General features: G+C 57.8%; 22 protein-coding genes and 2 pseudogenes. 6 read left to right on the plus strand and 18 right to left on the minus strand.

Translation table 11 applies throughout. The features are described 5' to 3' along the window. Positions 1-47 precede the first annotated feature (47 nt). The 7 genes from PQR42_RS28535 to PQR42_RS28565 form a co-directional block, all read right to left on the minus strand. A complete protein-coding gene (locus PQR42_RS28535) occupies positions 48-875 on the minus strand; it encodes a DODA-type extradiol aromatic ring-opening family dioxygenase (RefSeq protein WP_408494223.1) in 828 nt (275 codons plus the stop codon). After that, positions 875-1,180 carry an aromatic ring-opening dioxygenase subunit LigA gene (locus tag PQR42_RS28540; protein WP_408494225.1) on the minus strand — a complete coding sequence of 102 codons (306 nt, stop codon included), beginning with the start codon at positions 1,178-1,180 and terminating at the stop codon, positions 875-877. The genes PQR42_RS28535 and PQR42_RS28540 overlap by 1 nt, the downstream gene beginning before the upstream one ends. After that, positions 1,177-1,893: a glutathione S-transferase family protein gene (locus PQR42_RS28545; protein ID WP_408494227.1), complete on the minus strand. Its 717-nt coding sequence runs from the start codon at positions 1,891-1,893 to the stop codon at positions 1,177-1,179. Before PQR42_RS28545 ends, PQR42_RS28540 begins: the two co-directional genes overlap by 4 nt. Before the next feature lie 268 nt (positions 1,894-2,161). After that, the gene (locus PQR42_RS28550; RefSeq protein ID WP_408494229.1) at positions 2,162-3,286 is read right to left on the minus strand and encodes a porin; all 1,125 of its coding nucleotides are present in this window, start codon (positions 3,284-3,286) and stop codon (positions 2,162-2,164) included. 31 nt (positions 3,287-3,317) lie between these two features. Next, positions 3,318-4,655, minus strand: coding sequence for an MFS transporter (locus tag PQR42_RS28555; RefSeq protein WP_408494231.1), 1,338 nt, complete (start codon positions 4,653-4,655; stop codon positions 3,318-3,320). Positions 4,656-4,744: 89 nt separating this feature from the next. Continuing rightward, the gene (locus PQR42_RS28560) at positions 4,745-5,563 is read right to left on the minus strand and encodes a helix-turn-helix transcriptional regulator (RefSeq protein ID WP_408494233.1); all 819 of its coding nucleotides are present in this window, start codon (positions 5,561-5,563) and stop codon (positions 4,745-4,747) included. A 231-nt stretch (positions 5,564-5,794) separates the two neighbouring features. Beyond that, complete coding sequence (locus PQR42_RS28565) at positions 5,795-6,580, minus strand: IclR family transcriptional regulator (protein ID WP_408494235.1); 786 nt, start codon at positions 6,578-6,580, stop codon at positions 5,795-5,797. A 511-nt stretch (positions 6,581-7,091) separates the two neighbouring features. Between PQR42_RS28565 and PQR42_RS28570 the strand changes: the two genes are divergently transcribed. Then, positions 7,092-7,916: a response regulator transcription factor gene (locus PQR42_RS28570; protein WP_408494237.1), complete on the plus strand. Its 825-nt coding sequence runs from the start codon at positions 7,092-7,094 to the stop codon at positions 7,914-7,916. Between the two features lie 333 nt (positions 7,917-8,249). Here PQR42_RS28570 and PQR42_RS28575 read toward each other — a convergent pair. Then, positions 8,250-8,690 (minus strand): annotated as a pseudogene (locus PQR42_RS28575) (MarR family transcriptional regulator); the annotation flags it as partial. A gap of 318 nt (positions 8,691-9,008) precedes the next feature. Here PQR42_RS28575 and PQR42_RS28580 point away from each other — a divergent pair. From PQR42_RS28580 to PQR42_RS28590, 3 genes and pseudogenes are all read left to right on the plus strand, one after another. Then, positions 9,009-9,839 (plus strand): annotated as a pseudogene (locus tag PQR42_RS28580) (aldolase/citrate lyase family protein); the annotation flags it as partial. Between the two features lie 20 nt (positions 9,840-9,859). After that, positions 9,860-11,314, plus strand: a complete 1,455-nt coding sequence (locus tag PQR42_RS28585) for an NAD-dependent succinate-semialdehyde dehydrogenase (protein ID WP_408494239.1) — start codon at positions 9,860-9,862, stop codon at positions 11,312-11,314. Between the two features lie 304 nt (positions 11,315-11,618). Next, positions 11,619-12,662, plus strand: coding sequence for a methyl-accepting chemotaxis protein (locus tag PQR42_RS28590; protein ID WP_408494240.1), 1,044 nt, complete (start codon positions 11,619-11,621; stop codon positions 12,660-12,662). Between the two features lie 574 nt (positions 12,663-13,236). Here the strand turns inward: PQR42_RS28590 and PQR42_RS28595 are convergent. The 3 genes from PQR42_RS28595 to PQR42_RS28605 all read right to left on the minus strand — a co-directional run bounded on the left by PQR42_RS28595 (position 13,237) and on the right by PQR42_RS28605 (position 15,489). Continuing rightward, positions 13,237-14,103, minus strand: a complete 867-nt coding sequence (locus PQR42_RS28595) for an alpha/beta fold hydrolase (protein ID WP_408494242.1) — start codon at positions 14,101-14,103, stop codon at positions 13,237-13,239. A 147-nt stretch (positions 14,104-14,250) separates the two neighbouring features. Then, a complete protein-coding gene (locus PQR42_RS28600) occupies positions 14,251-14,640 on the minus strand; it encodes a nuclear transport factor 2 family protein (RefSeq protein ID WP_408494244.1) in 390 nt (129 codons plus the stop codon). A gap of 27 nt (positions 14,641-14,667) precedes the next feature. Next, complete coding sequence (locus PQR42_RS28605) at positions 14,668-15,489, minus strand: enoyl-CoA hydratase/isomerase family protein (protein WP_408494246.1); 822 nt, start codon at positions 15,487-15,489, stop codon at positions 14,668-14,670. 93 nt (positions 15,490-15,582) lie between these two features. On the opposite strand from PQR42_RS28605, the gene PQR42_RS28610 reads away from it, so the two are divergent. Next, a complete protein-coding gene (locus PQR42_RS28610) occupies positions 15,583-16,194 on the plus strand; it encodes a TetR/AcrR family transcriptional regulator (RefSeq protein ID WP_408494248.1) in 612 nt (203 codons plus the stop codon). A 139-nt stretch (positions 16,195-16,333) separates the two neighbouring features. On the opposite strand, the gene PQR42_RS28615 is transcribed toward PQR42_RS28610, so the two are convergent. The 5 genes from PQR42_RS28615 to PQR42_RS28635 are packed head-to-tail and all read right to left on the minus strand — an operon-like array spanning position 16,334 to position 21,011. Continuing rightward, complete coding sequence (locus PQR42_RS28615; RefSeq protein WP_408494250.1) at positions 16,334-17,362, minus strand: branched-chain amino acid ABC transporter permease; 1,029 nt, start codon at positions 17,360-17,362, stop codon at positions 16,334-16,336. Continuing rightward, positions 17,362-18,231: a branched-chain amino acid ABC transporter permease gene (locus PQR42_RS28620; protein ID WP_408494252.1), complete on the minus strand. Its 870-nt coding sequence runs from the start codon at positions 18,229-18,231 to the stop codon at positions 17,362-17,364. The genes PQR42_RS28615 and PQR42_RS28620 overlap by 1 nt, the downstream gene beginning before the upstream one ends. After that, on the minus strand, positions 18,228-18,932 hold the full coding sequence (locus PQR42_RS28625; RefSeq protein ID WP_408494254.1) for an ABC transporter ATP-binding protein: 705 nt from the start codon (positions 18,930-18,932) through the stop codon (positions 18,228-18,230). Before PQR42_RS28625 ends, PQR42_RS28620 begins: the two co-directional genes overlap by 4 nt. Next, positions 18,910-19,662 carry an ABC transporter ATP-binding protein gene (locus PQR42_RS28630; protein WP_408494256.1) on the minus strand — a complete coding sequence of 251 codons (753 nt, stop codon included), beginning with the start codon at positions 19,660-19,662 and terminating at the stop codon, positions 18,910-18,912. Before PQR42_RS28630 ends, PQR42_RS28625 begins: the two co-directional genes overlap by 23 nt. Then, on the minus strand, positions 19,659-21,011 hold the full coding sequence (locus PQR42_RS28635) for an ABC transporter substrate-binding protein (RefSeq protein ID WP_408494258.1): 1,353 nt from the start codon (positions 21,009-21,011) through the stop codon (positions 19,659-19,661). Before PQR42_RS28635 ends, PQR42_RS28630 begins: the two co-directional genes overlap by 4 nt. Before the next feature lie 1,286 nt (positions 21,012-22,297). On the opposite strand from PQR42_RS28635, the gene PQR42_RS28640 reads away from it, so the two are divergent. Next, positions 22,298-22,717 carry a cupin domain-containing protein gene (locus PQR42_RS28640; RefSeq protein ID WP_408494260.1) on the plus strand — a complete coding sequence of 140 codons (420 nt, stop codon included), beginning with the start codon at positions 22,298-22,300 and terminating at the stop codon, positions 22,715-22,717. Positions 22,718-23,419: 702 nt separating this feature from the next. On the opposite strand, the gene PQR42_RS28645 is transcribed toward PQR42_RS28640, so the two are convergent. Both PQR42_RS28645 and PQR42_RS28650 read right to left on the minus strand, forming a co-directional pair. After that, positions 23,420-24,406: a helix-turn-helix domain-containing protein gene (locus tag PQR42_RS28645; protein ID WP_408494262.1), complete on the minus strand. Its 987-nt coding sequence runs from the start codon at positions 24,404-24,406 to the stop codon at positions 23,420-23,422. Between the two features lie 636 nt (positions 24,407-25,042). Further along, a complete protein-coding gene (locus PQR42_RS28650) occupies positions 25,043-26,029 on the minus strand; it encodes a LysR family transcriptional regulator (protein ID WP_408494264.1) in 987 nt (328 codons plus the stop codon). Positions 26,030-26,092 lie beyond the last annotated feature (63 nt).

Raw genomic sequence — 26,092 nt, forward strand, 5'->3', positions numbered from 1 at the left:
TCCAGTTTGTTGAAATTAGACCGCACGGAGGCGGTCTCGACAGATCGCTATGCGTGATCGAGGTCCATCACGCCGATCGTGCATCCGCACGAAAATGTGGGAATCGGCTCGTAACACCATACCTGGCCGCGCGAGCCGTACGCCGCGCCCGCCGCAGCAATGAAGGTGCGTATTTCGTAGCCCCCCTGCCCACCCTCCCGGTAAATCTCCTCGTCGGCGTAATCGAGCAATGCGGCGCGATCGTTGCGAACCCATCGATCGAGAAAATCTCTATCCCAAGCCTCGTTGATCGTTCCGGAATCAGGCGTACACGGCCAATGAGAGATCCCGCCAGTTCCGATTACTGCAATACGCTCCGGCATACCCTCTGCAGCGTGACGAATCGCTTGTCCCAAGGCGTACGCGCGATGCAGCGGCGCCATGGGCGGACATTGGCAATTGATGTTGACGGGGATGACCGGCAGGTCGTAATCCGGTGTCAGGTGATGCAACGGCACCATGACGCCGTGATCGAACTTCCATTCCTCGCAATAGCTGACATCGACTTCTTGCATCACACCGTCGATCAATTTGCGCGAAATCGCGGTGCTTCCCGGTACCTTGCGGCGAGGGATGCGCAGCCACTCCGGATCCTCGATCGGACCTTCATAGTGCTGCGCCATGCCAATCGCGAACGACGGCATGTTATTCATGAAGAAATTAGCGAAATGCTCTGCGGCGATAACGACTAGCGCGTCTGGCCGTGCGTCTTCCAGCGCGCGTCTCATGCGCGCATAGCCGGCTTGCAGACGCGCATACTGATTCGGGTCTGCGCGTTCGCTGCGCGCCGTGATGCCCGGCCCATGACTGCAAACCCCGGAGAAAACAAGACTCATCACCGCGCTCCTTTTGTCGCATATAGTCCTTCGCGGACTGAACCGTATGCTTCGAGACCGTGTTTCATCGCGTTGATATACGCGTCCCACTCATAGCCGCAGGCGGCGGCAAAGTGCATCAACAATTGACCGTTAACCCCCAGCACATATAGCAGGCCGATATCCGGCCTGCTCAACGCTCCAGCCTCTTCCGCGCTCAGTTCGTAACCGTCAGCAAATGCACGTGGATCAGCTCGGTAACGCGTCATCACAGCACCGTCTCGATTGGCTTCATAGATCGCTTTCTGCAAGGCGTAGAGGCTCATTTTTCGGTTGTCAGCTCAGATGCGAAATGTGGCGGGAGTTCATAGGCACGGACCGCTCGTTCGCGCGCCACCACTACCCGAACTGCATCGCGCGCCCAAACGCGCGCCGCAAGCGCGCCGTACCGGGACCGGGCAGGCAGTTCGGCGTGGATTCGTTCATCGAAGCTCCACAGATAAAACACGAATAGATACGCGTCGACCGCCGAGAATTCCTCACCGAGTGCGTACGACGAGTCGCCCAATCGCGTCTCGATCTCGGCAAGCATCTTCACGAGCTTCTTCTCTGCGTGCGCGCGCACCGCGGAGATCGCATCCGGGTGGTCGCCCGCATAGGTTTGCGGCCTGAAGATTGATCGGTACGTGACGTGCAGGCTGCTGGAAATCCAGTTCATCCACTCGTGGGCCCTCGCGCGTTCCCGAGTGCCCGGACGAGGCATGAGTCCACTCTCGAGGGCGAGATCGGCGATATAGGACAGGATGGCCTGCGACTCGGTGATCACCGCATCCCCCGCTCCGAGTGCCGGCACGATCGCACTCGGGTTTATCTTCAGATAGTCCGGGCCGACGTTCGCGCCCGAGCGGATATCGACGCAAATTGCTTCATAAGACAAGCGTGATTCTTCAAGCACGATATGCGAAGCGAGCGAACAGGCCTTGGGACTGTAGTAAAGCGTGAGCTTCGGCGGAAACACGGTTGAGGCAGCTTGTTGCATGAACTAATCCTCTTATAAGACGACTTTCGATTGATTGCCTAGAACGAGCCGAATTCAGGATCGTTCGACATTGTCAGGCTGATGTTGAGTTGACTTAAGTTTACTGTCCGACTGCATGCGTCTCTGTCACTAAGTGTTGATGACAAATCATTCGTTCGATGTGGAAAAAGCTTTGTCAAGCGACTTCAGGCCGGATTTCTCAAATGCAAACGAGGACACGTCACAGGCAAACATGAGACGTGTCCTCGTTCGCTCCGCACTACGTCGGTTAGAACTTGTGTCGCAGCCCAAGCATCACGATGTTCTGCGTACCGCTCGTTGAAGGCGCATTCAGATAAAACCCGGCGGGCGCACGACTGCCCGAACCGCGCTGGAAATTGTCGGTCAAGCTAATATCGGTGCGCTTCGAGAGGTAATAATCGAGGCTTAGTACGGTCGTGTTCCAGTGTGAGCGCGCATCGATCCCGCCGTACCGACCCTGCGAATAGATATAGCCACCGAGGAAAAACAGGCTCGGCGTGACCTGGTAAGAAAATGACGTGTCGTAATTCGTCAGCGTGAAGCTGGTTTGATCGAGGTACGTGAAATGCACCTGATCGATCAGCGCAGCCCACCGCAAGCCATTACCGAAATCGTAGTAGCCGCCAATTCCGTAGTTGCGTTGCCGTTGCACGCCCACGGACGGATTCAGTGGGCTGCTCCGGAACAGCAGGAACGGCGCACCGCCGTAATCGTTGCTCACCGCACCATTGGCGTTGGCCATACCCGGCTGGTCGAGTTGGACAAAGGCGACTGCGATACGCAGACTATCAGTCTGGTAGCCGGCCCCGACGCTATATGCACGATTGACGCCGAACGCCCCGGCCGCATTGCTGAACGCGTATAGCACCTCCGCATTGAGGCCACGATAGGTGGGCGTGACGTACTTGAGCGAATTGCTGTATCGCCATGTTCCAATGAGATTATCGGCATCACCCGGATGATCCACCTGCCCGACGTTGCCGACCAACGTGGTCATCGAAGTGAAGTAATCCCAGAACGCGTCGTATTGCCGTCCAGCTGTGAGTGTCCCCCATTGCGGATTGGTCAGCCCGACCCATGCCTGCCGGCCGAACAGCCGGCCGCCCTGCCCCAGCTTTCCACTAACGTTGTCGAACCCGTTTTCCAGAGTCGCGATCACCGCGCTTTTTCCGCCTAGGTCCTCTCTGATCCTGAAGCCGAAACGGCTGGGCTGGGGCACACCGCCCACCATCTGATAGGCCGACGAGCCGCCCGCATTATTCACGGCCTCCAACGAAACGGAAATGATGCCGTACAGGGTGACGCTGCTCTGCGCATGGGCGACGCCCGCCGAGGCGATAGTAATCAACATTCCTATGTATATCTTTTTCACGCGAGTCTCCGATAGTTATTTTTGAATGAGATTAGGGGAACTCCTTCCGGCTCCGAGTGGCGTAAGGCAGCGCAATCAGCACCGATAACCCGCTGATGACCATCAGCGCCACCATCACATACAGGCCGTCCCCAAGGCGTCCCGTGCGGGTGGCGATCAAGCCGATCAGCCAAGGGCTCGCGAAGCCACCCAATGAACCGAGACTGCTCACCAGAGCGATGCCTGCTGCTGCTGCCTTTCCAGACAGAAACATCGGCGGCAACGACCAGAAGATCGGAATCGCCGCATAGATGAACGCGATCGCAACGCTGAGCGTGACCAGCGTTGCGATCAACCCCAGATTAGCGCCGAAGGCCGCGATGACCATGAGGGCGCCCGAGCCGACGAGCGAGCACACGGCGAAGTGCACGCGCCGCTCCGCCCTACGGTCCGAATGCATCGATATCAGGACTGTGCCGAGCGCGCCGATACCGCAGGGGATGGCGCTGTACATACCGATCATCAGCGCGTTGTGGACGCCGACTTCCCTGAGCATCACAGGCATCCACAGACTGATCGCATAGGAACCGCAGGCCAACGCGAAGTACAGGGATGCGCACCAGTACAGACGAATGCTACGAAAAGCCTCGACCACCGACGCCGCGGAAACGGTGTGCTTTTCCTGCTGCTCGACGGACAATGCCAGGCGCAAGGTCGATTTTTCATCGTCAGTGAGCCAACCCACCTGCTCCGGCCGGTCGACGAGGAGAAAGAAGGCTGCCACTCCCAGCAGCACGGCAGGCACCCCTTCGAGCACGAACACCCATTGCCAGCCGCGCAATCCGTTGACGTCCGCCATGCCGTGCATGATCCAGCCGGAAAGCGGCCCGCCCAGCATGCCGGCCAGCGCCGCTCCGGCAAAGAACCACGAGACGACCGTAGCGCGACGCCGCGGCGGGAACCAGTAGGTGAGGTACAGGACGATCCCCGGGAAGAATCCGGCTTCAAACGCCCCTAGCAAAAATCGCAGTACGTTGAGCTGCCACGAGTTCTGAACGAACATCGTGCAGGCCGACACGATGCCCCAGCACACCATGATCCGGCAAAACGTCCGCCTCGCACCGATCCTAGTCAGCAGCAGATTGCTTGGCACTTCGAATAGTACATACCCGATAAAGAAGATCCCCGCGCCAAGACCGTATGCGGCCTCGCTGATGCGCAGGTCGCGCGTCATCTCAAGGTGGGCAAAGCTGATGTTGATCCGGTCGAGAAACGAAACGAGATAGCAGGTGAACAAAAAAGGCACGATCCGCAGCATGATCTTGCGGTACAGCCGGTCCTCGCGGACTTGATGTTCTCCGCTTGCGTCATCCGATAAGGCGATGTTCACGTCCGAGTCTCCAATAGGTTTTTTTTGCGCTTTTGCGTCGTGGTTATCGGACGCCGGTTTGTCCGCTCTGGTCGGCGCCCATGAGTCGATTAGCAGGTAACAGCGGGCTCGCCGGCCCCGACTAACCGATCGTGCAGTTCCCGGGTAGACCCGACGCCGAGCTTGGCATATGCCCTGCGGCTGTAGGTAATCACCGTGTTAATGCTTATGCCGAGTTTCTTTCCGGTGTCGGCCAGCGTGCGACCGCTAAGCAGGCTCGAGCAGACATCCAGCTCGCGCGACGAGAGCGCTGCGCCGGCGTTGTGGTCGAGCGACTCGCGCCAGCGGGCAACCGGGATATCGTGGGGAATCGTGAGTCTCGCGTGCGCCTGTGCGAACGCGAGGAAGAGCGGCGCAACCTCCGTAAGCGCTTCTAGTTCCGCGTCGGTAAATCGGCCGGTATGTTCATCGCGGTAGCAGTTGAGCAAGGTTGCCGCGCCGCCCGCATGCTGGTTCGACATCGTGAGCCTGTCTTCGATGCCGACATGCTCGTAACACGCCAAACGATAGCGCGCGTTGGTCACCTCTTCACGCGTGCGGTAGCGCAGATGAACCGATTCGTCGCCGGTTTCGCGAATCGCAATCGACGCATCGTCGGCTCCGTCGTACCGATGCATTTCGCTCATGTAGTGCATGGCCGCGCGGGCTGCATTCGAGCGCGATACGCGACTCTCAGTGGCAAGCAGGCGCAAATCGTTGCCGCGCAGTCGAATGAACAACGCGCAATGATCGACCGTCGCGAACCTGTTCAGCGCATCGAGCATCGTGCGCGCGCAGGCGGGCGTGCCGAGCGAGCGCGTCAGCGACTCGATCAGGTCGATCGACAGGCGTGCGTCGACCGCACTCGCCCGGGTGGTCCAGCTACGCATGGGGGATGTCTCCGTCCGGCCCGTCACGCTGGGCCTTTTGTGGTTTGCGTCAGCGTAACGCGATCAACGCTTCGACAGCATCCCCTCGAAACAGGAGGCGACCCCTCGCGACCTCCTTCATCGGCAGGAGGCATACGTCACAGCCGCGCGTTCAACGAAGCCGCGCGGTGCTCCTTCGTCACCGCTCCTCCGGTTCGGGCAAACCGGTGGCGCTCACTTGGGCAATTGCCATCAGTCCGTCAGAGAACGGGCGGGTACGGTATGGCTGAGCACCTGTTTCGCAGCACACAGGTACGATGCACGCTGCGCCGCATCGCAGTCGCGATTGAAGATGATCGATACGGCGAAGCAGCGCTGCTGGACCTGATCGACGACCGGCACGGCGATCGACGAGTAGCCGTCGAGGACAATGCCAGGGGACACGCGAAATCCATCCACGACAGCCATGCCGTTCTCCCGCACCCAGGCGATTTGTTCTTTAAGATAGTTTTCGGTGATGTGGCGCGTATCGTCATGGCGCGGATTATCGACAAGCTCGCCCCGCACCTGCGCAGCGGTCCAAGCTGGCGGCAGATAGGCCATAAAAATCCTGCCGGCTGCCGTGCGGGTCAAGGCCGAAAGCGCGCGCCCCACCCGGAAATCGACGGGGAAAGTGCGCATGCCTTCGTTCTGGGCAATGATCGTGGCTGCGTCGCCGTTCCACATCGTCAGCACAACCGGCAAACGCGTCGCCCGGTCAAGCTCCGTCATCACGCGTCGCGCGGTCTGCATTGCATCTACCCGCCGGAGCGCTTCCATGCCAAGTCGGATGGCCGCCGGCCCGAGCTCATAAGGCCCGGCCTCGCTAACCTGCGTCACGAGACCCGTCTTCATCAGGCTGATCAGGTAAGCGCGCGCCTTGCTCGTTGTCATCCCAGCGCGAGCCGCAAGACGACTCATCGGCGTCGGCTCGCCAGCCTCCACCAGCGCGTCCAGCAGCAGAAAACCGTGTTCAATCGACTGTATGCCTTTATTCATCGGAAGTTCTACCCAAGTAGCTCGGTCAAGGGGCGTCGCGCGGCCGCAGGCGTTCATAGATCGGCGCGCGGCGCCCCTCACTAGGGTTTCCCCCGACGATCACGCCTTTCTGCATGCCAATGCCGACCTTGTTGACCGTCAAAAACCATTGGCGTAGACTCAATAATACAACGCTCGCTCAACAATGATTAGCACGGACGCGCATTCTTGCGATGAGTCCTCTTCACAATCCTCGCGCGCACGGAATAAGCCCCTCTCGCGCTCGGGGCGAGGCGCAGGTGGTGCTCAGCGATATTCGGTGACAGAGTGAGCCGCGCGCGTGTGCAGGGTCGCCAGCCGCACACATACAAAGCAGAGGGTTCTCTTCCCATTAATTGCTGATTTAATAGCAACCGATGCAATGGTGCCCAACGCAATCTCAGGCGGCCAGGCGCGGGATAACGAGCCCGACTAGGCCGTAACACGACATGGGGCCGTGCCGACACAGCCGCAACGCCACGAGGAGGTTGTCATGGATGTACGAACCATCGATATTCATCGAGAGCCGGCGTCCTCGTGCGTGTCCGTCGCCATCGATCTGATCGGACGTTTGGGCGAGCCGGGCTATGCTAGACAACTGACGGATTCCCTGTCGCAGGTGGTCAAGTTCGCCCACCTGTGCATCCTGTCTTTTTCGAAGCTGACGCCCCCCGGCCTGCTGGGCACCGGCAGCACGCTTTCGCCTGCCTGCGCGGAAGACACGGCCTATGTCTATCTTGGCGGCCACTTCTTCAATGCCGACCCGACTTGGCAACTGCGCACCGCGAACATCGACTCGGACAGACAGCTCTTCATCCAACGGCAACGGGCCGAAGATATCGCGAACGCGGATTACCGGGTGTCCTGTTACGAAAAACCGGGCATCGTTGATCGGTTGTCCCTCTTCCAACGCTTTGACCCCGGCAACTGGATTGCGGTCAATCTCTATCGCGATTCGAGTCAGGGGCATTTTGACAACTCTGAATACGCCCGGCTCATCACAGTGGCACCGATCCTGACCGCTAGTGCGAATAAGCACCGGCAGCTCGTCACACCCAAAGCGACGCACGCACCCAACGGCTTGCTGGAGCAAGCCGCCACCGCGCCGACCATCGAGCAGCGCCTTGCTGCGGTCAGCCCGATGCTGAGCGCGAGGGAATTCGAGGTCTGTGGCCGAATTCTGCTGGGCCTCAGCGCGAAGGAAATAGCACGGCAGCTCGGCATCGCGCCGAACACCGTAGCAGAGCATCGCAAGAATGCGTATGCCAAGCTAGGCGTTCGCAACCACAAGCAACTGTACGCACGATTTTCGTCCTAAGGCGACTGTGCGCTGCGCGCCGATACCGCAACCCGACCTCGACGTGCATGGAATCGCCTGCTTCAACGGTATGTCCGTGCGCACGCTGAATCGCCTGTTCGCTGCCGAAGGTACTACGGAAATTGCAGAAATCTGGAGCGGTTGGCTCGCCGCCAGTCCTACGCTGCCTAGCGAAGGAAGGGTAATGCGAGTGAGCCAGATGGCTTTCGATTGCAGAACGACCTGTATCACTTCGGCTGAGCATTTGAGAAGCGCTACGGTTTGCCGCCGTACGAGCTGCTGCGGCGGGATCGCCGAGCCAGGACTCCTTCGCACCAAATACCGGCTCCATCCGTCCTGCTCGAGACCGACGAGTAGCGCGTCAACCGCCCGATAGACTCGCTCGACAGCCTCTGCGCCAACCTCGCGCTCAAGCGCGAGATATTCAGCCTCGAGATCCTACGATAGTACGCGAACCAGGTTGACGCTTTGCTTCGTTAACGACGCTCGCACGCGACGCTGATCGTCCTCGAAACGCACCTTCGTGGCAAGACCCCTTACTTCCATCCGGGGCAGCACACCGGCAATGCTTGGGCTCGATATCGTACATAAATCAGAAATCTGCCTGGGCTCAAGCGGTCCATTTTCGTCGAGCGCGCGAATCACCCGCCACTCCTACTCGGTCAACCTATGTGCGGTAATGAGCGGACGAAACCGCTCCATCATTTTTTCCCGAGCTCGCAGCAGCACCGGAAAATTGTGGTGAAGGAAGCGCTTGGAGACTGGTTCAGACATGGCAGACGGTGGGCAGAGCGGGAGCCGCGTGCTCGGGAGAAACCCTCAGCGGCACGACAAGCTGTTGACGTCAAATCATATCAAGTGCAATATTGCTAACATATTAGTATTTTTGTGGCACGGCCTCGGACCCATGTTCGCACCATCTGATCACTTCCTTCACGCCGAAGGCGAAGCCCTCCCTCACGATTTTGACGTGCAGACGGCTCGTGGGCGTTGTCTCGCGGTTCAGCCTGCCCTGCGCCCGTGAACTGCGTCGTGTACGGCACGCTGCTCAACGACCGCACTACGCTCGATACGCTCGGCAATGCAGTTTATGAAGCACCGTTCGCGTTCGTGCTCGACAAGCCACTCGATGGGCCGGGCGTCACGCTCTTCGAAGTACTGTCGGCCACCTGCCACGTCGTACCAGCCATCGAAATCATGGACGCCTTGATCGAGCAGTTCGATCGCGATACCCATGCGATACGCAAGGTGTTCGACACAATCATCGATTTCGCCGCCGATGCAGGGATTGTGCTCGGTGATCGACCCGTGAAGCCGATGGCCGTCGATCTGCGCTGGGTCGGTGCGATGCTGCACAAGAACGGCGTGATAGAGGAAACCAGCCTTGCAGCTGCCGTGCTGAATCATCCGGCCACGGGCGTCGCGCGGCTTGCGAACAAAATCTCCCCTTATGACGAGGCCCTCAACGCGGGCGAGATCCCGCTTGCCGGCTCGTTCACGCGGCCAGCCCCGGCCATTGCGGTCGACGGCGTGGACGGGGTTTTCTTCGGGCCGGCTGACCTGGCGGCATCAATGGGCTATCACGGGCAAGCGAATCATCCTGAGTTGCAGCACGCAATCCTTGATGGTATCTGCACCGTCCGAGCCGCAGGTAAGGCTGCGGGCTTACTGATGGTCAATCGCAAATTACACAGACCGATCTCGACGCCGCAGCACTGTTCGTCGTGGCGAGCGTCGAAACGACATTGCTCGTCTAGGCCGCGGCAGGGCAGGCCCGCCGTTTCGCCCGAAAAGACACTGAAGTCGGAAATCGTGACGCAGTCACGCAAGGCGGATGCTAAACCCGCTTCGCGCCCAGGAACGCGTCACACACAGCCTAGCCACGCCGTGAGCTTCGGAAGTTCACGGGTAACACACATTTAACTTATTTATCAGGGTGAGTGATGATTGAGCTTAGAGACCCTTCTCTACTTCGGACGCAATGTTTTCTGGCGGGTGAATGGCAGCACGCGGAATCGGGTCAGACATTTGACGTGATTGATCCAGCAACCGGCGCGCTGATCTCCCGCGTGCCCAAGATGGCAGAGGCTGAAACGCGACGGGCGATCGACGCGGCCAACACTGCTTGGCCAGGATGGCGCAGCCAGACGGCCAAACAGCGTGCCGCCATTCTGCGCCGATGGTACGAGCTCATGCTGGAGAACATCGATGACCTTGCTCTCATTCTTACGACCGAACAAGGAAAGCCACTCGCAGAGGCTAGGGGTGAGATCCAGTACGCCGCAGCCTTTCTTGAGTGGTTCGGTGAAGAAGCTAAGCGAACATACGGCGACGTCATCCCGACCGTCACGAACGACTGCCGCATTTTGGTCACGAAAGAGCCGATTGGCGTATGTGCAGCGATCACGCCGTGGAATTTTCCTGCCGCCATGATCACTCGCAAGGTTGGACCCGCACTCGCCGCAGGCTGCCCGATCATTGTTCGACCTGCGGATGCGACGCCACTCTCGGCCTTGGCACTCGCGGTACTTGCTCAGCGTGCCGGCGTTCCGAAAGGCATCTTCAGCGTGATTACCGGCAGTTCGCGGGCAATCGGCGCGGAGCTAACGAGTAACCCGACTATCCGCAAATTATCCTTCACTGGATCGACTCCAGTCGGGAGCATGCTGATGGCTCAATGCGCCCCGACGATCAAGAAACTGTCCTTGGAATTGGGCGGAAACGCGCCGTTCATCGTTTTCGACGATGCCGATATCGACGAAGCAGTCGCGGGGGCGGTGGCATCCAAGTTCCGCAATAGTGGCCAAACGTGCGTTTGTACGAATCGGTTTTACGTCCACAATACCGTGTACGACGAGTTCGCCACCAAACTCAGCCGCGCAGTCGAAAATCTGACCGTTGGACGAGGAACCGAGGCGGGCGTGACACTTGGTCCGCTCATTAACGAGGTAGCCGTTCTCAAGGTGGAAGAGCACATTCGGGACGCGCTTGAAAAAGGCGCCAAACTCATTGCCGGCGGCAAGCGGCACAGGCTCGGCCACAGTTTCTTCGAACCCACAGTGCTGACTGAAGTCACTCAGTCGATGCAGGTAGCCCGCGAAGAAACTTTCGGACCGTTGGCACCGATCTTTCGCTTCGAAAGTGACGACGAAGTCATCTCCATGGCGAATGACACCGAGTTCGGCCTCGCTGCATATTTCTATAGCCGTGATCTCGGTAAAGTGTGGCGCGCTGCGGAAGCGCTCGAATATGGCATGGTCGGAATCAACACCGGCCTGATTTCAAACGAAGTCGCACCGTTCGGCGGAGTCAAACAATCAGGAATCGGACGCGAAGGCTCGCACTACGGTATCGACGAATACTTGGTCATCAAATATATGTGTGTCGGAGGAATTTGACGTTTGGCCGCCTGATGGCGACCACGCATCGCTCAGCATAGTTGCCGAGGTTGAGCGATGCGTCGCATATCCGTCAAGGGCACTCTTGATCGGCCGACCTACCTCGAACGTTAGGCCATCAGTTGTTTCCTGCAGGTTAAAGCACTAGTCAACCTAACGAGTGTGATGAAACTTCGGAAGCGAAATCGTTCGGTAGCGAGAACTCGTCGGCATGGACCGGTTCTTTTCAAAACACTGGGCATCTCGCCGCGCAACGGCGTCCGATATCCGCCCGAGGTCGTCAATGAGCAGAGGATCAACCAACGTGTCTAATCCCAGGGAAATTGTAGAACTCGCACACGAAGTGAGGCGGCTTGCGTCCAATAAAATAGACGATATTAATGGCATCAATCGAGAAACTACGTTTCTTGCGGTCAATGCCTTAATCGAAGCTGCACGAGCTGGTGACGCCGGCAAGGGGTTCGCCGTCGTCGCAAACCAAGTAAAGTACGTCGCAACGCGGATTGCAGAAATCACCACCAGCCTCAATAAGGAACTGGCAGGCTCGTTGTCGAAACTTACAGAACTCGGTGACAGGATGATCGAACGTTTGCGCTCGCATGAAGGACAGCGTTGCGCAGACCTCGCTCTCAACATGATCGACATCATCGACCGCAACCTATACGAGCGGTCATGTGACGTGAGATGGTGGGCGACAGACTCGGCGGTGGTTGACTGCCTGAAGCACAGAAGCGACGCATCGAGCGATTACGCGTCCAAACGGCTCGCCGTCATACTCGATAGCTATACGGTTTATCGCGATATCTGGGTTGTCGATCGCGACGGGGTCGTCGTCGCAAACGGCCGTCATGCGAGCTCTTCGGCGCGTGGGCAAAAGGTGGCAGACGCGAGGTGGTTCAGCGCCGCAATGGAAACCACGTCCGGCGCGCAATACGCAGCCACGGATGTCGAAACGCTGCCGCGGATGGGGAATGCGCAGGTGGCAGCCTATTCGACCGCGGTACGCGAAGGCGGTTCGGTCGCGGGGCGTGCGCTGGGCGCTCTCGTCGTTTTGTTCGACTGGGCGCCCCAGGCTCAGGCCGTGGTCAACGGTGTTCGTCTTAGCCAAGAGGCGTGGCAGCGAACTCGTTGCATGATCGTTGACTCCTCGTTCCGTGTGATCGCAGCTTCTGACGGCAAGGGTATCCTCGACGAACGATTTCCATTGAAGACGGACGGGAAGCCTTCCGGGTTCTATAGCGTCTCCGACGGCACGACCGTGTCGTTTGCGGCTACTCCCGGTTACGAAACCTATCGGGGCTTGGGGTGGTACGGCGTTATTTGCCAAAAGCCGGCATCACGACAATAGCTGAGACCACGATCTGAATCGCCGACTTCCGTGTATCTCCGTGCGGCGGTTGATGCGCGGCATCCCGACGCCACGACCAAGGGATCCAGCCCCTCACTCGGCGTGTTGTTGCTGGACATTTGATTTAACGCTGAGCCCCGCCAGTCTTGGATTGGCGGGTTATTCTTATTTCGAAAACATTTCTCTGCGCCCGTAACCCGGCAAAGTCCCGTGCGGCGGGGCGAGGACGACTGCTGTTGATTGGGCACCAGTTCAGCGTCTGCAACGAACGTAGGGGCTTCGCGGGTTGAGGACCGAGTCCCTTTCCCAGGCGCTGCGCCCAACCGATTGATGACCGAACAAGTGCCTCAAATCGACACAGCGCGAGAAATAGCGGCCGAATTTTACACTTCCAGGCCGATATGTATAAAAAATGCCGAGGATTTTAATCCTCGGCATCGAATCAGCCTTGTACGACAAGGCCCCTAACAACAAACTAAATGAGGGACTGGACCAAGGGAGGGTTATGACACCCGATCGCAAATCCGCTTTGCCGTGCCGATGGCGCCCTTGCTAGTGTACGGCGATCATAAATTCACTCTCGCTTGTGTCTCTCGACCCAATTGATGATTAATTCGGCGTAGCGATCAGCCGCGTCTTCCCATACGAGATGCCCGGTGTCCACGATCTCCAGATGCGCAGTTGGCAGGCGATCGACCAAAAATTGTCCGTTCGACACGGGAACGAAGGGATCGTGGCGCCCCATGATCACGAGAGTTGGCGTGCCAATCTTACCCAGCCGCTCCTTGAGTACCGGTAGCTCATGGGGGTAGCGCCGCACTAAGCGAGCAGATTCGGCGAACCGCCCTTCGCCACTATAAGAAGCGATGTAGTCTTCGCGCACGAAGTCCGGCGCGGTGTAGTTCTGCAAGCTCCCAAGGAGGGAATCAATCAGTCCGTCGACGTCGATACTCGAGAGTGGGTCGAGCGACGGCAGGCCGATCATCTCCTTTAGCTGGCTGCCCACCTCAAGCGGGTCGGCCGTGGCACCGCTACCGATTGTTATTGATGAGAACGTATCCGGGTGGTTCGCAGCAGCGAAGAGAAGCGACGACGTGGCGATATCGGGACCAACGGCGTGCGGACGGTCGAGATCAAAGTGGCGCACCGCTTTAGCGATGAAGTTGCCCATCGCTTCTGGCGCGATGATGTCTGGACGCCCGTCGGACTTCCCAAAGCCCGGAAGATCCAGCGCCAGGACATCATATCGCTCGGTAAAACTGGCCCAGGTTGGCAGAAACGCCATAAGGCTCTCGGGCCAAGGGCTCAGAAGCAACAGGGTTTCGGCGTCTTCACGCGGCGCTCGCGCATAGCGGATTGAAAGCCCGTCAATCCTGGTAGTGTTGAGATCGACGGGAAAGCGCTCGTGTGGTTGAGCAGCAGGTTTCACTTCAGAGTTCATTGGCTATCTCTCACTCGATTACACAGGCTCCGCGGCGAGTAGTTGCGACACACTCACCGCTGCATCCAATGATGCACCGATCGCCGACGGCGCTGACAAGGACGTGTGAACGAAACACACGCAGCTTTCGATGACCTTCGTGGGATCCTATCCCGGGAACATGCTATTGCCACTTACTGTCTGCGAAGACGGCACCTCTTCTTGCATGACGTCCCAGTGCTCAGTCAACTTTCCGTCGGCGATGCGAAAGATGTCCACTGCGACCATAGGCTTAGGTCCCCACCCGGTGTATCGGCCATGGATCATAACCAGGTCGTCCGCGGCCACTATCATTCCCGGCTCGTATTTGAACTCTTGAGACAACCCTGCGATCAGGCCCGGGATAGCGTCGCGTCCATTCGGAATAAGCGGATTATGCTGCACGTAGGTGCTGGAGAAATGCTTCTCGACCACACTGGCATCGCGTCGAATGAAAACCGCGGTCATCACCTCGATGACGAGGGCTTTATTAGCTGCAGCCGAAGATGTATTGCTCATTTTTGTGTCTCCAATAAGGGGAAGGATTTACAGCGTGCCTAGGTGATGACCGAGCCGAAGCTCGAAATCGGCACCGACTGCTTTGGCACGCTCACGCGCTCGCAGGCTGCGAGCGTATACAGCCGGCGAGCGCGTTGCTTCGAGAAACGCGGCCTGTGCCTCCAGCAGATCAGCTTCCGCTGGCAGGCTGTGTCGATTGACCAACCGTTTGGCCTCGGCTATGGCCTGCTTGTCGAACGAGGCCACCCGGCGAGAGAAGGCGTCGACGAAGTCATCCAACTCCGCATCCGGCAGAGCGCGATTGATCCAACCGTACCGCTCTGCTGTGGCAGCATCAAAATCGTCTCCGCCAATAATGATCTCGAGTGCGCGTGCACGTCCGGTGAGCAACGGCAGGCGTTCAGTTGCGCCGCCACCCGGCAGCATGCCGGCGGGCACTTCGGGCTGGCCGAATACAGCCTTCTCGAGGCTCGCGAAGCGCAGATCGCAGGCTAGCGTCAGTTCGCTGCCGCCGCCGCGGACGCGGCCTCGCACCGCTGCGATGCTGACTACCGGGGCCTGTGACAGGCGCGTGGTCAAATCAATCCACGTCGGCAAGCCGGTAGGGCCTGGCTGTACGGGAGTCTCCGCCGCGCGTGACACGTCATAACGCGCTATGAAAAAGTCTGGGTGCGCGCTATCGAACACAGCCACACGCAGCTCCGCATCCGATTCCACCCAATTGACGATTGCCTGCAGCTCAAGAATCGCTTCCGGGTTGAGCAGGTTAAGCGGTGGGTTACTGAAGGTGATGCGCCAATAGGCCGGCGTGACCTTTGTGATGCTGAATTGACTGGACTTCTCGCTCATCTCGGTCTCAATGGAGTAGACAAAAAATCGCCAACCCGTCGATGGGTTTCATTCCCGCAAACAGGATGATGATCATCATCCCCAAATAACAGGATGATGGCTATAATCAAGGTTGTCAAGTCCAAAGGTAACAATGTTGTGGGTCACTCACAGGCGGGTAAATCAGAAAACCACCAGCGCATTGTCGAGATCGCTGCGCAACGCTTTCGCGAGAACGGCATAGACGGTCTAAGTGTCTCTGACCTGATGCGCGAAGCAGGGTTGACGCATGGCGGTTTCTATCGCCACTTCGATTCACGTGAAGACCTGGTGGCCGAGGCAGTAGGGTGTGCCCTCGAACAGGGGGGCGAGCGCGCCGCTGCCATAACGAACAGCGGCCATAAGTCCTCGTTCAATGCCCTTGTCGATGCATATTTGAGTGAATTCCATCGCGACGACCGTGGGGAAGGTTGCGCTGTTACTGCCCTTGCCGCCGATGTGGTCCGCAGCAACGAGCGTGTCCGCTCGGCCTATACTCAACAGGTACGCTATTACTTGGACCTGTTCTTTGCTGCTCTACAACGAAGGGATGGCGAGGCCAGCCGACAACAGGCGGTGCTGACGTTGAGCGCTCTGGTCGGCGCTCTATCGCTGGCGCGTGCGGTCAACGACGAGCAATTGTCGTTGGAAATCCTCAGATTGACGGCTCGCACACTTAAGGCATAAAAGACGCGAGATCTCGGACCACGCCATTCCGTGACGCACTTCTACTCTATTAGCAATGACTGTTTGGCAACGCCGGCCCTCACGTTCTACGTGGATGGTTGCTAAGACTATCCTGCGAGCAAAGTTGGTTCGACTCCTATCAAACGTCACCATCTTTTAGATGAACGTGGTAGTTCATATCGAACAAACCCCAGCCCCACTTCTTCTTGGCCCATCCGAAGAGACCTTCTGGGATGAAGAGTGTGACGATAATGGCGGCAAGTCCCAGAATGATCAGGTACCAAGCGCCATAGTTCGAAAGCGTCTCGCGGAGACCAAAGAACACGAGCGCACCAACGATCGGCCCTTCAATCGACCCCGCGCCGCCGATAATCACAGCAAAAATCGCAAATGCCACCCAGTTCACCGAAAATGCGGCGTCCGGGCTTACCTGAAGCGTGTTCAGATATGCCACGCCACCAGCGAGACCAGTGATAGCCGCACTAAGTACAAAAATGGCCCGCTTCAGTGTCAATACACGGATGCCAACGCTCTCAGCGGCGCCTTCATTGGTCTTGATGGCACGCAGGGCCACGCCATATGGGCTGCGTAGCAACAGTATGAGCGTGAGAATCGCCACGGCCAGCACGGCGAGCGCGGACCAATAGGTCACCATGCCACGCATCGCGCGCCCTACGTAGGTAATCCTGTCAAACGACAGGCCGGTCCCCGCGCCAAGCGTATCCGAGTTGTTCACGCCAATCCGGAACATTTCGGCAAGCGCCCAGGTAGCAATCGAGAAGTGTGCTCCGCGAAGCCTGAAGAGCATGGGCGAAAACACGAACGCGATAGCCGCCGCAACCAGACCAGCTACCGGGAGCAGTACGAACGGGTTTCCCGTCGCGAAATTCGCCACATAGAAGAAACCATACGCCCCAACACCAACGAACGCCTGTTGGCCGATCGATACGACACCACCGAAAGAGCTCAGCATGTTCCACATCTGCGCCGCGGTGATCAGGACAAAGACCTCGACCAGCAGATGTGTCGCCGACGCGTCAGCCCACCACGGAACAGAGAACGCAATCAGAAAAACCAGAATTCCGACGACCACCTGCTTCGAAACGGATGATGACCGGCGAACAGCAAAGGTTTTTTCAGCCATTTCAACTTCCACATTGCGCTCCATTATTTTACGCTCCGACCAAAAATGCCATGGGGCAGAATAAGAAGCGCTAGGAAGAACGCGATATGTCCGGTGAACGGCCCGTATCCGGTGTGAACAGACTCACCAAGCATCTGTGCCAAACCCAACGCAACACCGCCGACAAGCGTTCCCCACATCGAGCCCAGACCACCCATGACGACAGCTTCAAACGCGAACAGCAGGCGCTCCGGTCCGGACATCGGGGTAAAGGGGCTGCGCACGCCGTAAAAGACCGCAGCAACGCCAACCAGGGCGAAGACGAGTGCACTTGCTAACGCAAAGACTTTGCCGTCGTTAATGCCAACGAGGCGCACAGTGCTCCGGTCGTCCGAAGTCGCCCGCAGAATCCGACCCACACTCGTTTTCCGCAACATCAATTCCATGGCGACGAATATCGTCAGCGCAACCAATGTCGTTAGAAGCGGAAGAGTGCCAACTGAAACAGTGCCCACTTGCAGCGCACCTCCCGTCAATGTTTCCGAAAGAGGTAGTACCCGCGTGTCCGCGGTAAACGCCTCCTGCATGACGTTCTGCAATACGATGGAGATACCGAAAGTGGTGAGGAGCGGCGACAACGGACCAGCTGTGAGTGTCCTCGACATGATGAATCGCTGGAAGATGTAGCCAAGAAAGGCCATTGCCGGCACGACGATGACGATTGTCGTCAGTGCATCTACCTTGAGCCAATAGGAAACACCGAGCGAAATCATGGCACCGAGGATCATGAAGTCCCCGTGAGCCAGATTCACGATGTTCAAGACGCCGAAGCCGATCGACAACCCTAGTCCGATAATCGCATACAGTGCCCCCAGAAACACTCCGTTCAGCACACTCTCGATGAAGGTACTCATGCATTTACTCCAAAATACTGCCGCGTAATTTCCTGAAGGTCAGCACCTTCACTCTTGCCCTCAAGGACCAGCGCCCCTTTCCGCATGCAATAGAAGCGTTGTGCCGTGTTGAGAGCTTTCTGAATGTTCTGTTCAACGAGCAATACCGATACACCCCCCTTCATAACCTTCTTTATCGCGTCGTGAACCTGCGTTGATGCCACCGGCGAGAGTCCCAGCGAAATCTCATCGCAAAGAAGAAGAGCGGGGTTACCCATGAGCGCACGCGCGATAGCGACGAGCTGTTGTTGCCCGCCGGACAGCGATTGGGCCATTTTGTTCTTGTTCTGTTCCAGCACCGGGAACTCATTGTATACGCGGCGAAGATCCCATGGGCCCGCGCGCTTCGCCACACAGCCCAGAAGCAAATTCTCTTCGACAGTAAGGGACGCGAAGAGTCGCCGTCCTTCGGGTACCAGGCTAATCCCATGTCCAACGCGCTCATATGCTGGAACGTGACCTACCGAATAGCCACGGAACTCGATGGTGGTTGAGCTCGAAATCATGTCGCCCGCGATGCACTTCAGTAGCGTCGACTTACCGGCGCCGTTCGAACCAATCAGAGCGACCGCTTCCCCCGCCTCGATATGCATACTGACGGAGAATAGCGCCTGGAATAGACCATAGCCGGCCGAAAGGTCAAGAGTTCGCAGCAGTGGCATCGAAGTCAGTTCCCAGATAAATTGATTTCACCGTCTCATCGTCCATAACCGAACGGACGTCTCCATCACAGACAACCCTCCCCTTGTCCAACACGACAAGGCGGCCGGCAACGCTTGCGAGCGCGTGCACCAGGTGCTCGATCCAGATGACGGTGACGCCATCGCGGTTGAGCGCACTGACGAGGTCGACCAGACGAAACGTCTCGCGTTCAGTGAGACCGCCGGCGACCTCGTCGAGAAGGATAACGTCGGGGTTCGTCGCCATCGCTCGCGCAATCTCCAACTGCTTGCGTTGAAGCAGTGTGAGCGTACTGGCGTCCTGGTTCGCTCGGTCGAGGAGGCCAACGCGCGACAAAGCCGTCGCCGCAAGGTCCTGTGCTGCGGCTCCTGCTTTTCCTGCACCGAATCGCGCGCCTACCAGCGCATTCTCAAATACCGTCAGATCTGCGAAGGGCCGTGGTATCTGGAACGTTCGGCCGATACCGGCCTTACATCGCTGGTCTGCGCCGTACTGCGTGACGTCTTGCTCACCTAGCCAAATCGTGCCGGTACTGGGGCGGTGCTCTCCGGCTATCAATCCGAAGAGTGTCGTCTTACCCGCGCCGTTCGGGCCGATCACGCCTACGAGCTCACCTCGACCGATTTCCAGAGACAGGTCTTCAATGACTCGCTGAGTGCGATACGCTTTGCTCACCCCCTGCAGACGGACGATTGGACCTTGGGCGCTCACGACGCCCCCAACAGTTCAAATTTGCGTTGCACCGGAATTTCCGGTGCGGTCGCATTGCTCGTGACAAACAGCTGCGGCTTGGGTTGGCCCGGCAAGATGCGCCACTGTCCGCCCACGACGCGAATCTTGGCAACGTTCTTGATCGAACTGGTCGGCCAGCTAATACGTCCGATTACGGTTGTCAAATCCGTGTGAGCAATGGCCACACTCACGCGCTCGGGATCTTTCGGGTCGCCTGACGCCTTCAGCGCGCTTATACCAAGCTCCCAGAGGGCGTGCACAACGCCGAGGGGCTGGGTCCAATCGCGCCGCGTCTGCGCCTCATAGTCGTCGGCCAGTTGCTTGGCCGTTTGACCTGACAGCGTAGATTTGAACGGATAGGCAGGCGACCACCAGATTTCGGTCGACATGCGGTCCGCACTTTGGCCCATGGCTTGCACTCCCGACGGGAACAGGAACGCCTTGGCGACCGTGGCAACCTTGGGGTGGTATCCGAGCTGTTGCGACTGCCTCCAAAACGTCGACCACTCCGTCGGCGAAAACAGGCCAGTGACAATCTCGGCGTTCGCCTTCTTGAAAGACTGGATTTGCAGAGTGAAGTCCGCCGCACCTACCTCGAATCGCCCAATATCGATGACGTTGTACCCATCCTTGATCCATGTCGCCGGCAAACCAATTTTAGCGCTACCCATGGCGTTGCCGGGCACGTCGTTAGACCAGGCAGACGCCACCACCTTCTTGAGCGGGAGGCCCTTCCAGATGTCTTCGTACACGGCGGCGATGTCCTCCGTGCCCCAGAAAAAGTGATGAATGTACTTGAAGCCTTTATCCGGCTTGCCTTTGAGCGGGTACATCCAGGCTTCCCACGGCGTCATCGTCGAAATGCACGGTACGCCGTTGAGCTCGCAAAGCTGGGCAACGTTGATCATGCCGATCGCACCGGGCGCCAGCATCAGGTCAACCTTATCGGAGTTGATGAGCTGGGACGCGATACTCGCAGCGCGGTCGGCGCTGGTCTGGTCGTCGCGCTGGAGAATTTCGACCTTATACGTCTTGCCGCCAATGACGAGTCCGTTCGCCAACAATTTGCGCATCGACTCGACAACGTAATTATCCGATTCACCGAACAGCGCAAGCCCACCAGTCTGTGAGCTGATGTAGCCGATGCGAATCGTGTCCTTATCCGAGGCCCACACCTTTCTCGGGAATAGCGCGCTCGCGGCAAGCGCGCCAGTGATGGTAAGAAAACTTCGACGACTCGACAGCTCTGGACTGCTTTGCCCCCCCTCGTGGGTTACTGCTTCGCCGAGGTTAGCTTTAAGACTACCGTCATTGGATCTGTTGTCCATATCACGCGATCTCGTATGTGTTCACCGATATCAACGCGAGCGGCAAAAGATATTGACCGCAATCGCGTTGGGTTAGGGTGAAGTATCGGCAGGCAATATTGGACGTGCGTTGTCCAGCGGGAACAGAAAGTTCCCAGAACGGCCGCTAGGTATTCGCCCGAATCTGACGTGCTTCGAGGGCAGCGGAGTGCGCTCGCCAGAGCCGTCCCACCTTGCGTCTACCATGTTGCAGCGGGGATCAAGCGACAGCGCGATGTGAGCCCAGCCGCTTTCGCTGAGGAAACGACAGTAATTCGCTCCTGCACAAGGCGGATAAGTTTAAGTAAAGAGGCCTCGGCAAGCTGTCCGGTCCGGTCCGAGCCATCACTCGTCGTGCGTGACTTCGGCGTTTGATCAGGAGATGAATTTAGACCAGGACACGCGGTGGTCGAAAACGCACGACTGGCGCCCGCTTGCATACGCCCATACCGAAGTTGTCATTCCAAAAACAGGTGAATCAGTCGCCGTTGTGTAATATTGTCGGCAATTGCGGAATCAGACTGAACCGATTGCCTCTGCCCGTGGCACACGAACTCTTCGATCACGCGCGGTGTCAAGAGAAGCCGCAGCTCGCGGATTGACCACTCGTTGCTCGCTGCCTTCGCGCGAGAAACGTTATCAGATACTTTCACGCAGCGCGGTATTCGCAACGAATCGCAAAGCCGCCACCTCCCCCCAAGGTCTCTGAAGCGCTGTACGTTCTTTTTGGCAGGACGAACGCTCAACGAGCAACTAGCGATACGAGTCGTATCTATCGAGCCTACAGACTGGAATCGACTAGCTTATCAGCGCGAATCGCGAGTTCAACGCCTACTAGGCAGAACATTCAGAATTCGGTCGATCGGCACAATCTCGTACGGGTTGTGAGCCGCACGTTGCGTCCCCCCCACTGCAACCGGACGACGGACTTACATGTCCGGTGAGCCATCAAACGAAGCTCTCGGCCGATTCAGCATCAGGGCGACACGTCGCGCATGGCGCCGACAGCCAAGCCCCCAGGGCCCATCGGCGAATAAACTCCTGCATCACACGATCACGATAAAGATGAGAACGCATGCCCATGAGCGAAGGCCAGCTGGCCCGTCGTCGAACGCATTTGCCCTATTGCTTCAAAGGGAAACAAATAATTGGTTAGCGAGAACTGGGACGAAAAGCTTGGACATTGGTTGTTCCGCTACTCCATACTTGACCGACGATCCATGCTCGGCATGACGGCGCCGTGAACATGCAACGGAAAGAGCGACCCTATGAATACGTTCGAGGCATTCGAAGGAAAGCAGACACAGTCGGAACCTGCGGAAATCGTGCCGTTCCGCGGTGTAATGTTGCACCTCGACACCGATCAGATCACCGTTTGGGAGGAGCACTTTGAACCTGAAGAGCTCACTGAAGTGCATCGACACACGCGTGATTATCTCTGCGTTGCGCTGACCGATATTGATCTCACCGTTGAGCCGATTCTCGGTGAACCCGAAGAACAACTTACAGTTCTGGTAGGCGCCGACAAGACGCGGTTCGATCGCAACAGAGGGCGGCTGCCTAGAGGAACGGTATTCCACTCGCGAGTTTCGACCGAAGGTGCCGTGCATACCGCTTTCAACCATGCCAGTACGACGTCAAAGCTTCTGATCATCGAACTGAAAGGGACTGGTATGGAATCCAAATAGGAGTCCGCGATCGTCGTCTTTGCTCTTCGCCCAGCGTAGGCCGTCACAACCCGGCCTGGTCAACAAGACACTTCTCAGACCTTTTTTAGGTCGTGATACCCCGGCCCACGCTGATATTCTTACCGCAGACGAACCGGCTGACCGACCCTTTCAGTTCTCCCGGGTTGGCGAGAGCGGAGGAAATGCATCATCGGGTGCTTCTACTTGCTGCATGGCTAAGTAATAGTAAGTTGGGCATCGCTTTTGCCGTCGTAAGGCGTCGACCACAGATGAATGAACCGATTTTCTGCGGATAAGCCGCCCAAATCGGGAGCCAAGTTCAAAATTGTCGCGACCCGTTTAGTCTAGTCTTCGATGATCCGCGCAAGAATCATGGCGTATCGATTTCCATGGATACACGCAACCTTGCAGCTTGGGACCGTAGACGCGGTCGCCAATGGAAACAGGATTTCCACTTAATGGGCAGATTCCCCGAATGGTCGAAATCCGGCGCACGCCAACATCAGTTCCTGAAAACCTGACATCCAGACACTCGACGTTCGCTTGAACTTCATGTATAGCAATGCTTTTGGTGAATCGAACACCCGCGAAGCGTGCTCAGGATTCGGAAGCGCTACTTGAGCCGAAAACCGAACCCGACGAACTGCCACAGGCGTAGCAACAGGAGCCGCACACACGCCAGAACACCCAGGAAATGTGCTATCAGCTCAGCTCGCTGCCGACGACTCTCGCAACGCCTGTCGCCTGTCGCCTGTATTCGCGTGGCGTTTCCCCGAACGCCGCCTTGAAGCACTGGCTGAAGTGGGTCAAATTGTTGAAGCCCCAAGCGAACGCAATGTCACCGATCGGTCGAATCGCCTGCCCGTGGTCTCTCAAGTCGCGGGCGCATTTTTCAAGGCGACGCTCGCGAATGAAGCGTTCAACCGACATGCCATCGTCGGCAAAGATCGTGCTGAGATAACGCGTCGATATGCCGAGATGCCCAGCAACGTCTGCACGTGAGAGCGTCGTGTTTCCGAGATTTCCTTCGATGAATGTGCGCCCACGCCATGCGAGCATCGAACGAGTGACAGAAGTGTTCGAGGGTTGCCCATTGTTCAGCGAAGACATGAATGCCATCACGATCATATCCATTGCCTGCTCACATAGGCGCTGGGCAATTGACGGGTCGAACTGCTCGAAGTCTCGTGCCAATGACCTGGCAAACTCAGCGGCAATCCTGCCGAGCGGGTTTTCGGCCGGTACGACCGTTGCTGTCAGCCTCTCTAGCGCACCTACCCGTTTGCGGACCAGGGTTCGAGGGATCTGGAAAACGAGCTGGGACATCTCTTGTGGGAAATCGGCGAAGAACGCCTTCGACGTGTCGAGCAACGTCATGTCACCCGCGCGAAGGATACCTTGGCGGCTGTCCTGCTCGACAATCGCCATGCCTTCGATTTGAAGGCATACGAAGATCTGCCCCTCGCCGACCTGCGCGATTTTCGGCGTTGCTCGCGCAATCGCGTGTGCGGCCGTTTCGATTTCGAGCAGGTTCGCTGGCATCGAAGGGTGAAGCTTGATCGACCCGAAAAAGTGATCCCCTGCAGCACTCGTGCATTCCAGATGAGTCAACAGCCCACCTACCTCGCGCTGCCAAAAACCGAGTCGCGTACTCGGCGGGAGGTCCTGGGTCGAGATTACATTTTGCATGGCGTGCGCGTCCTCTCCATCTGTTACCGGCAATCCCTGTGCGCGTCGGCAATCCGTGAATACATGCGTTTGCAGGCAACATCCTTGCGACAATGTGGCTTTTGCAGTATAGACCATCGTGCACATGAGAATGAGATGGCGAAACACGCAGAGTGCGACCAGACAGCATGGATTCAGACGTGCACGTTTACCTGATAGAAACGTGCCGACACTGCTCGCGGCCTTGACGGCGAGTATCGATCCGGCAAACAGCAACGAAACCGGTGTCGCCTGAATCAGGATCTATTCGCCCAGGCCCGCCAGCACGGCGCTGTGCTTCTACACGCGGCTAACGACCAGCAAGCACAGAGACGCGCCGATCAGCGCGCCAAAGGGGTGCAACATTGTGACCTGTTGAATCTGCGAGCTAGTCACGCACCGCAAGGAGACATTCGCGGGTAGCCCCGGCGCCTGCGTCATACCGATCGCGACAAAGAGCAGTACGGATTCGATGAACAAAATCCAACAAAGACGGACTGCGCGCCAGCTCGGACATCTCTGGTCCCAGTCAAAAAATAAAGCAGTGCATACGAAGTAAGCGCGACCGATGGCGGCGGCTTACCGCCGCCATCGCACCTGGTCCAACGGTACGCCGGATCACGCCTTCGTGCGAGTCTTTCCGGGCGCAGGTGACGATGTAGCGTTCAACCTCGCAAATTCACGTTGCCGCTCTTCAAGCAACTCCACGAACGCACGCACTTTGATCGGGCGGAACCTCGCAGCCGGAAACACGGCATGCATTCCTCCGGACGGTAATGACCACTCCGGCAACACATGAATAAGACGACCTGTTGCGAGTTCGTCAACGATCGCAAAATCCGGCAGAACAGAGAATCCCATCCCCTGACAAACCGCCTCCTTGACCGCCAGCGTCGCATCGAGGAACACCGATGCCGTCATGTTCACGTCGCGTGCGTCGTTTCCGAAGCGCGAGAATTGCCACCGAAGGGAAGAGCGCAGCGCAGTATTGGCCACGAATGGCAACGACGCCACATCCTCCGGCCCGTCCAATCGTACGGTCCGCTTTCGCCACGAGGGTGCGGCGACCAGCAATTGGTTATATGAGCCAATCTGACGCGCCTGCAGATTCGACTCCGCGAGCCGTCCTGCGCGAATCGCAAGCTCGAAATCCGATGACATCAGGTCCAGGGTCTGGTCGTTCAGGACAGCATCGACCTTACACTGAGGATATCGCTCGATGAATGCGGCGATCGTCGGAACGACGACGCTCACCCCGTAATCAAAGGGCGCGGTGAGCCTCAGAGTCCCCGCAGGCTCAGAGGCCACTTCAGCCAGTTCACTGAAAGCATCGCCCGCTTCGTGAAGTATTCGCGCGCAACGCTCGTAAAAAGCCTGCCCTGCTGGAGTCGGCTTGACACTGCGCGTGGTGCGGGTCAAAAGCGAGGTACGGAACTCCCGCTCGAGCCGGGCAACCTGCTGACTGACCACGGCCTTCGTTATACCCAATCGCTCTGCCGCAACGGTGAAGGAGCCCGCTTCGACGACCGCAGTGAAGTACGCAAGACGCTTCAGGTTGGCGAGGTTTTTGAATGCCGTATCGGATTGATTGTTTGCTTTTTCCATACACCATGTATAGACCGTGTGTATTTAAAAATCAATCCAATACGCTCATCATTAACGCTCTAC

It is taken from the genome of Paraburkholderia sediminicola, from assembly GCF_046027355.1.
GTDB classification, from domain to species: domain Bacteria; phylum Pseudomonadota; class Gammaproteobacteria; order Burkholderiales; family Burkholderiaceae; genus Paraburkholderia; species Paraburkholderia sediminicola_B.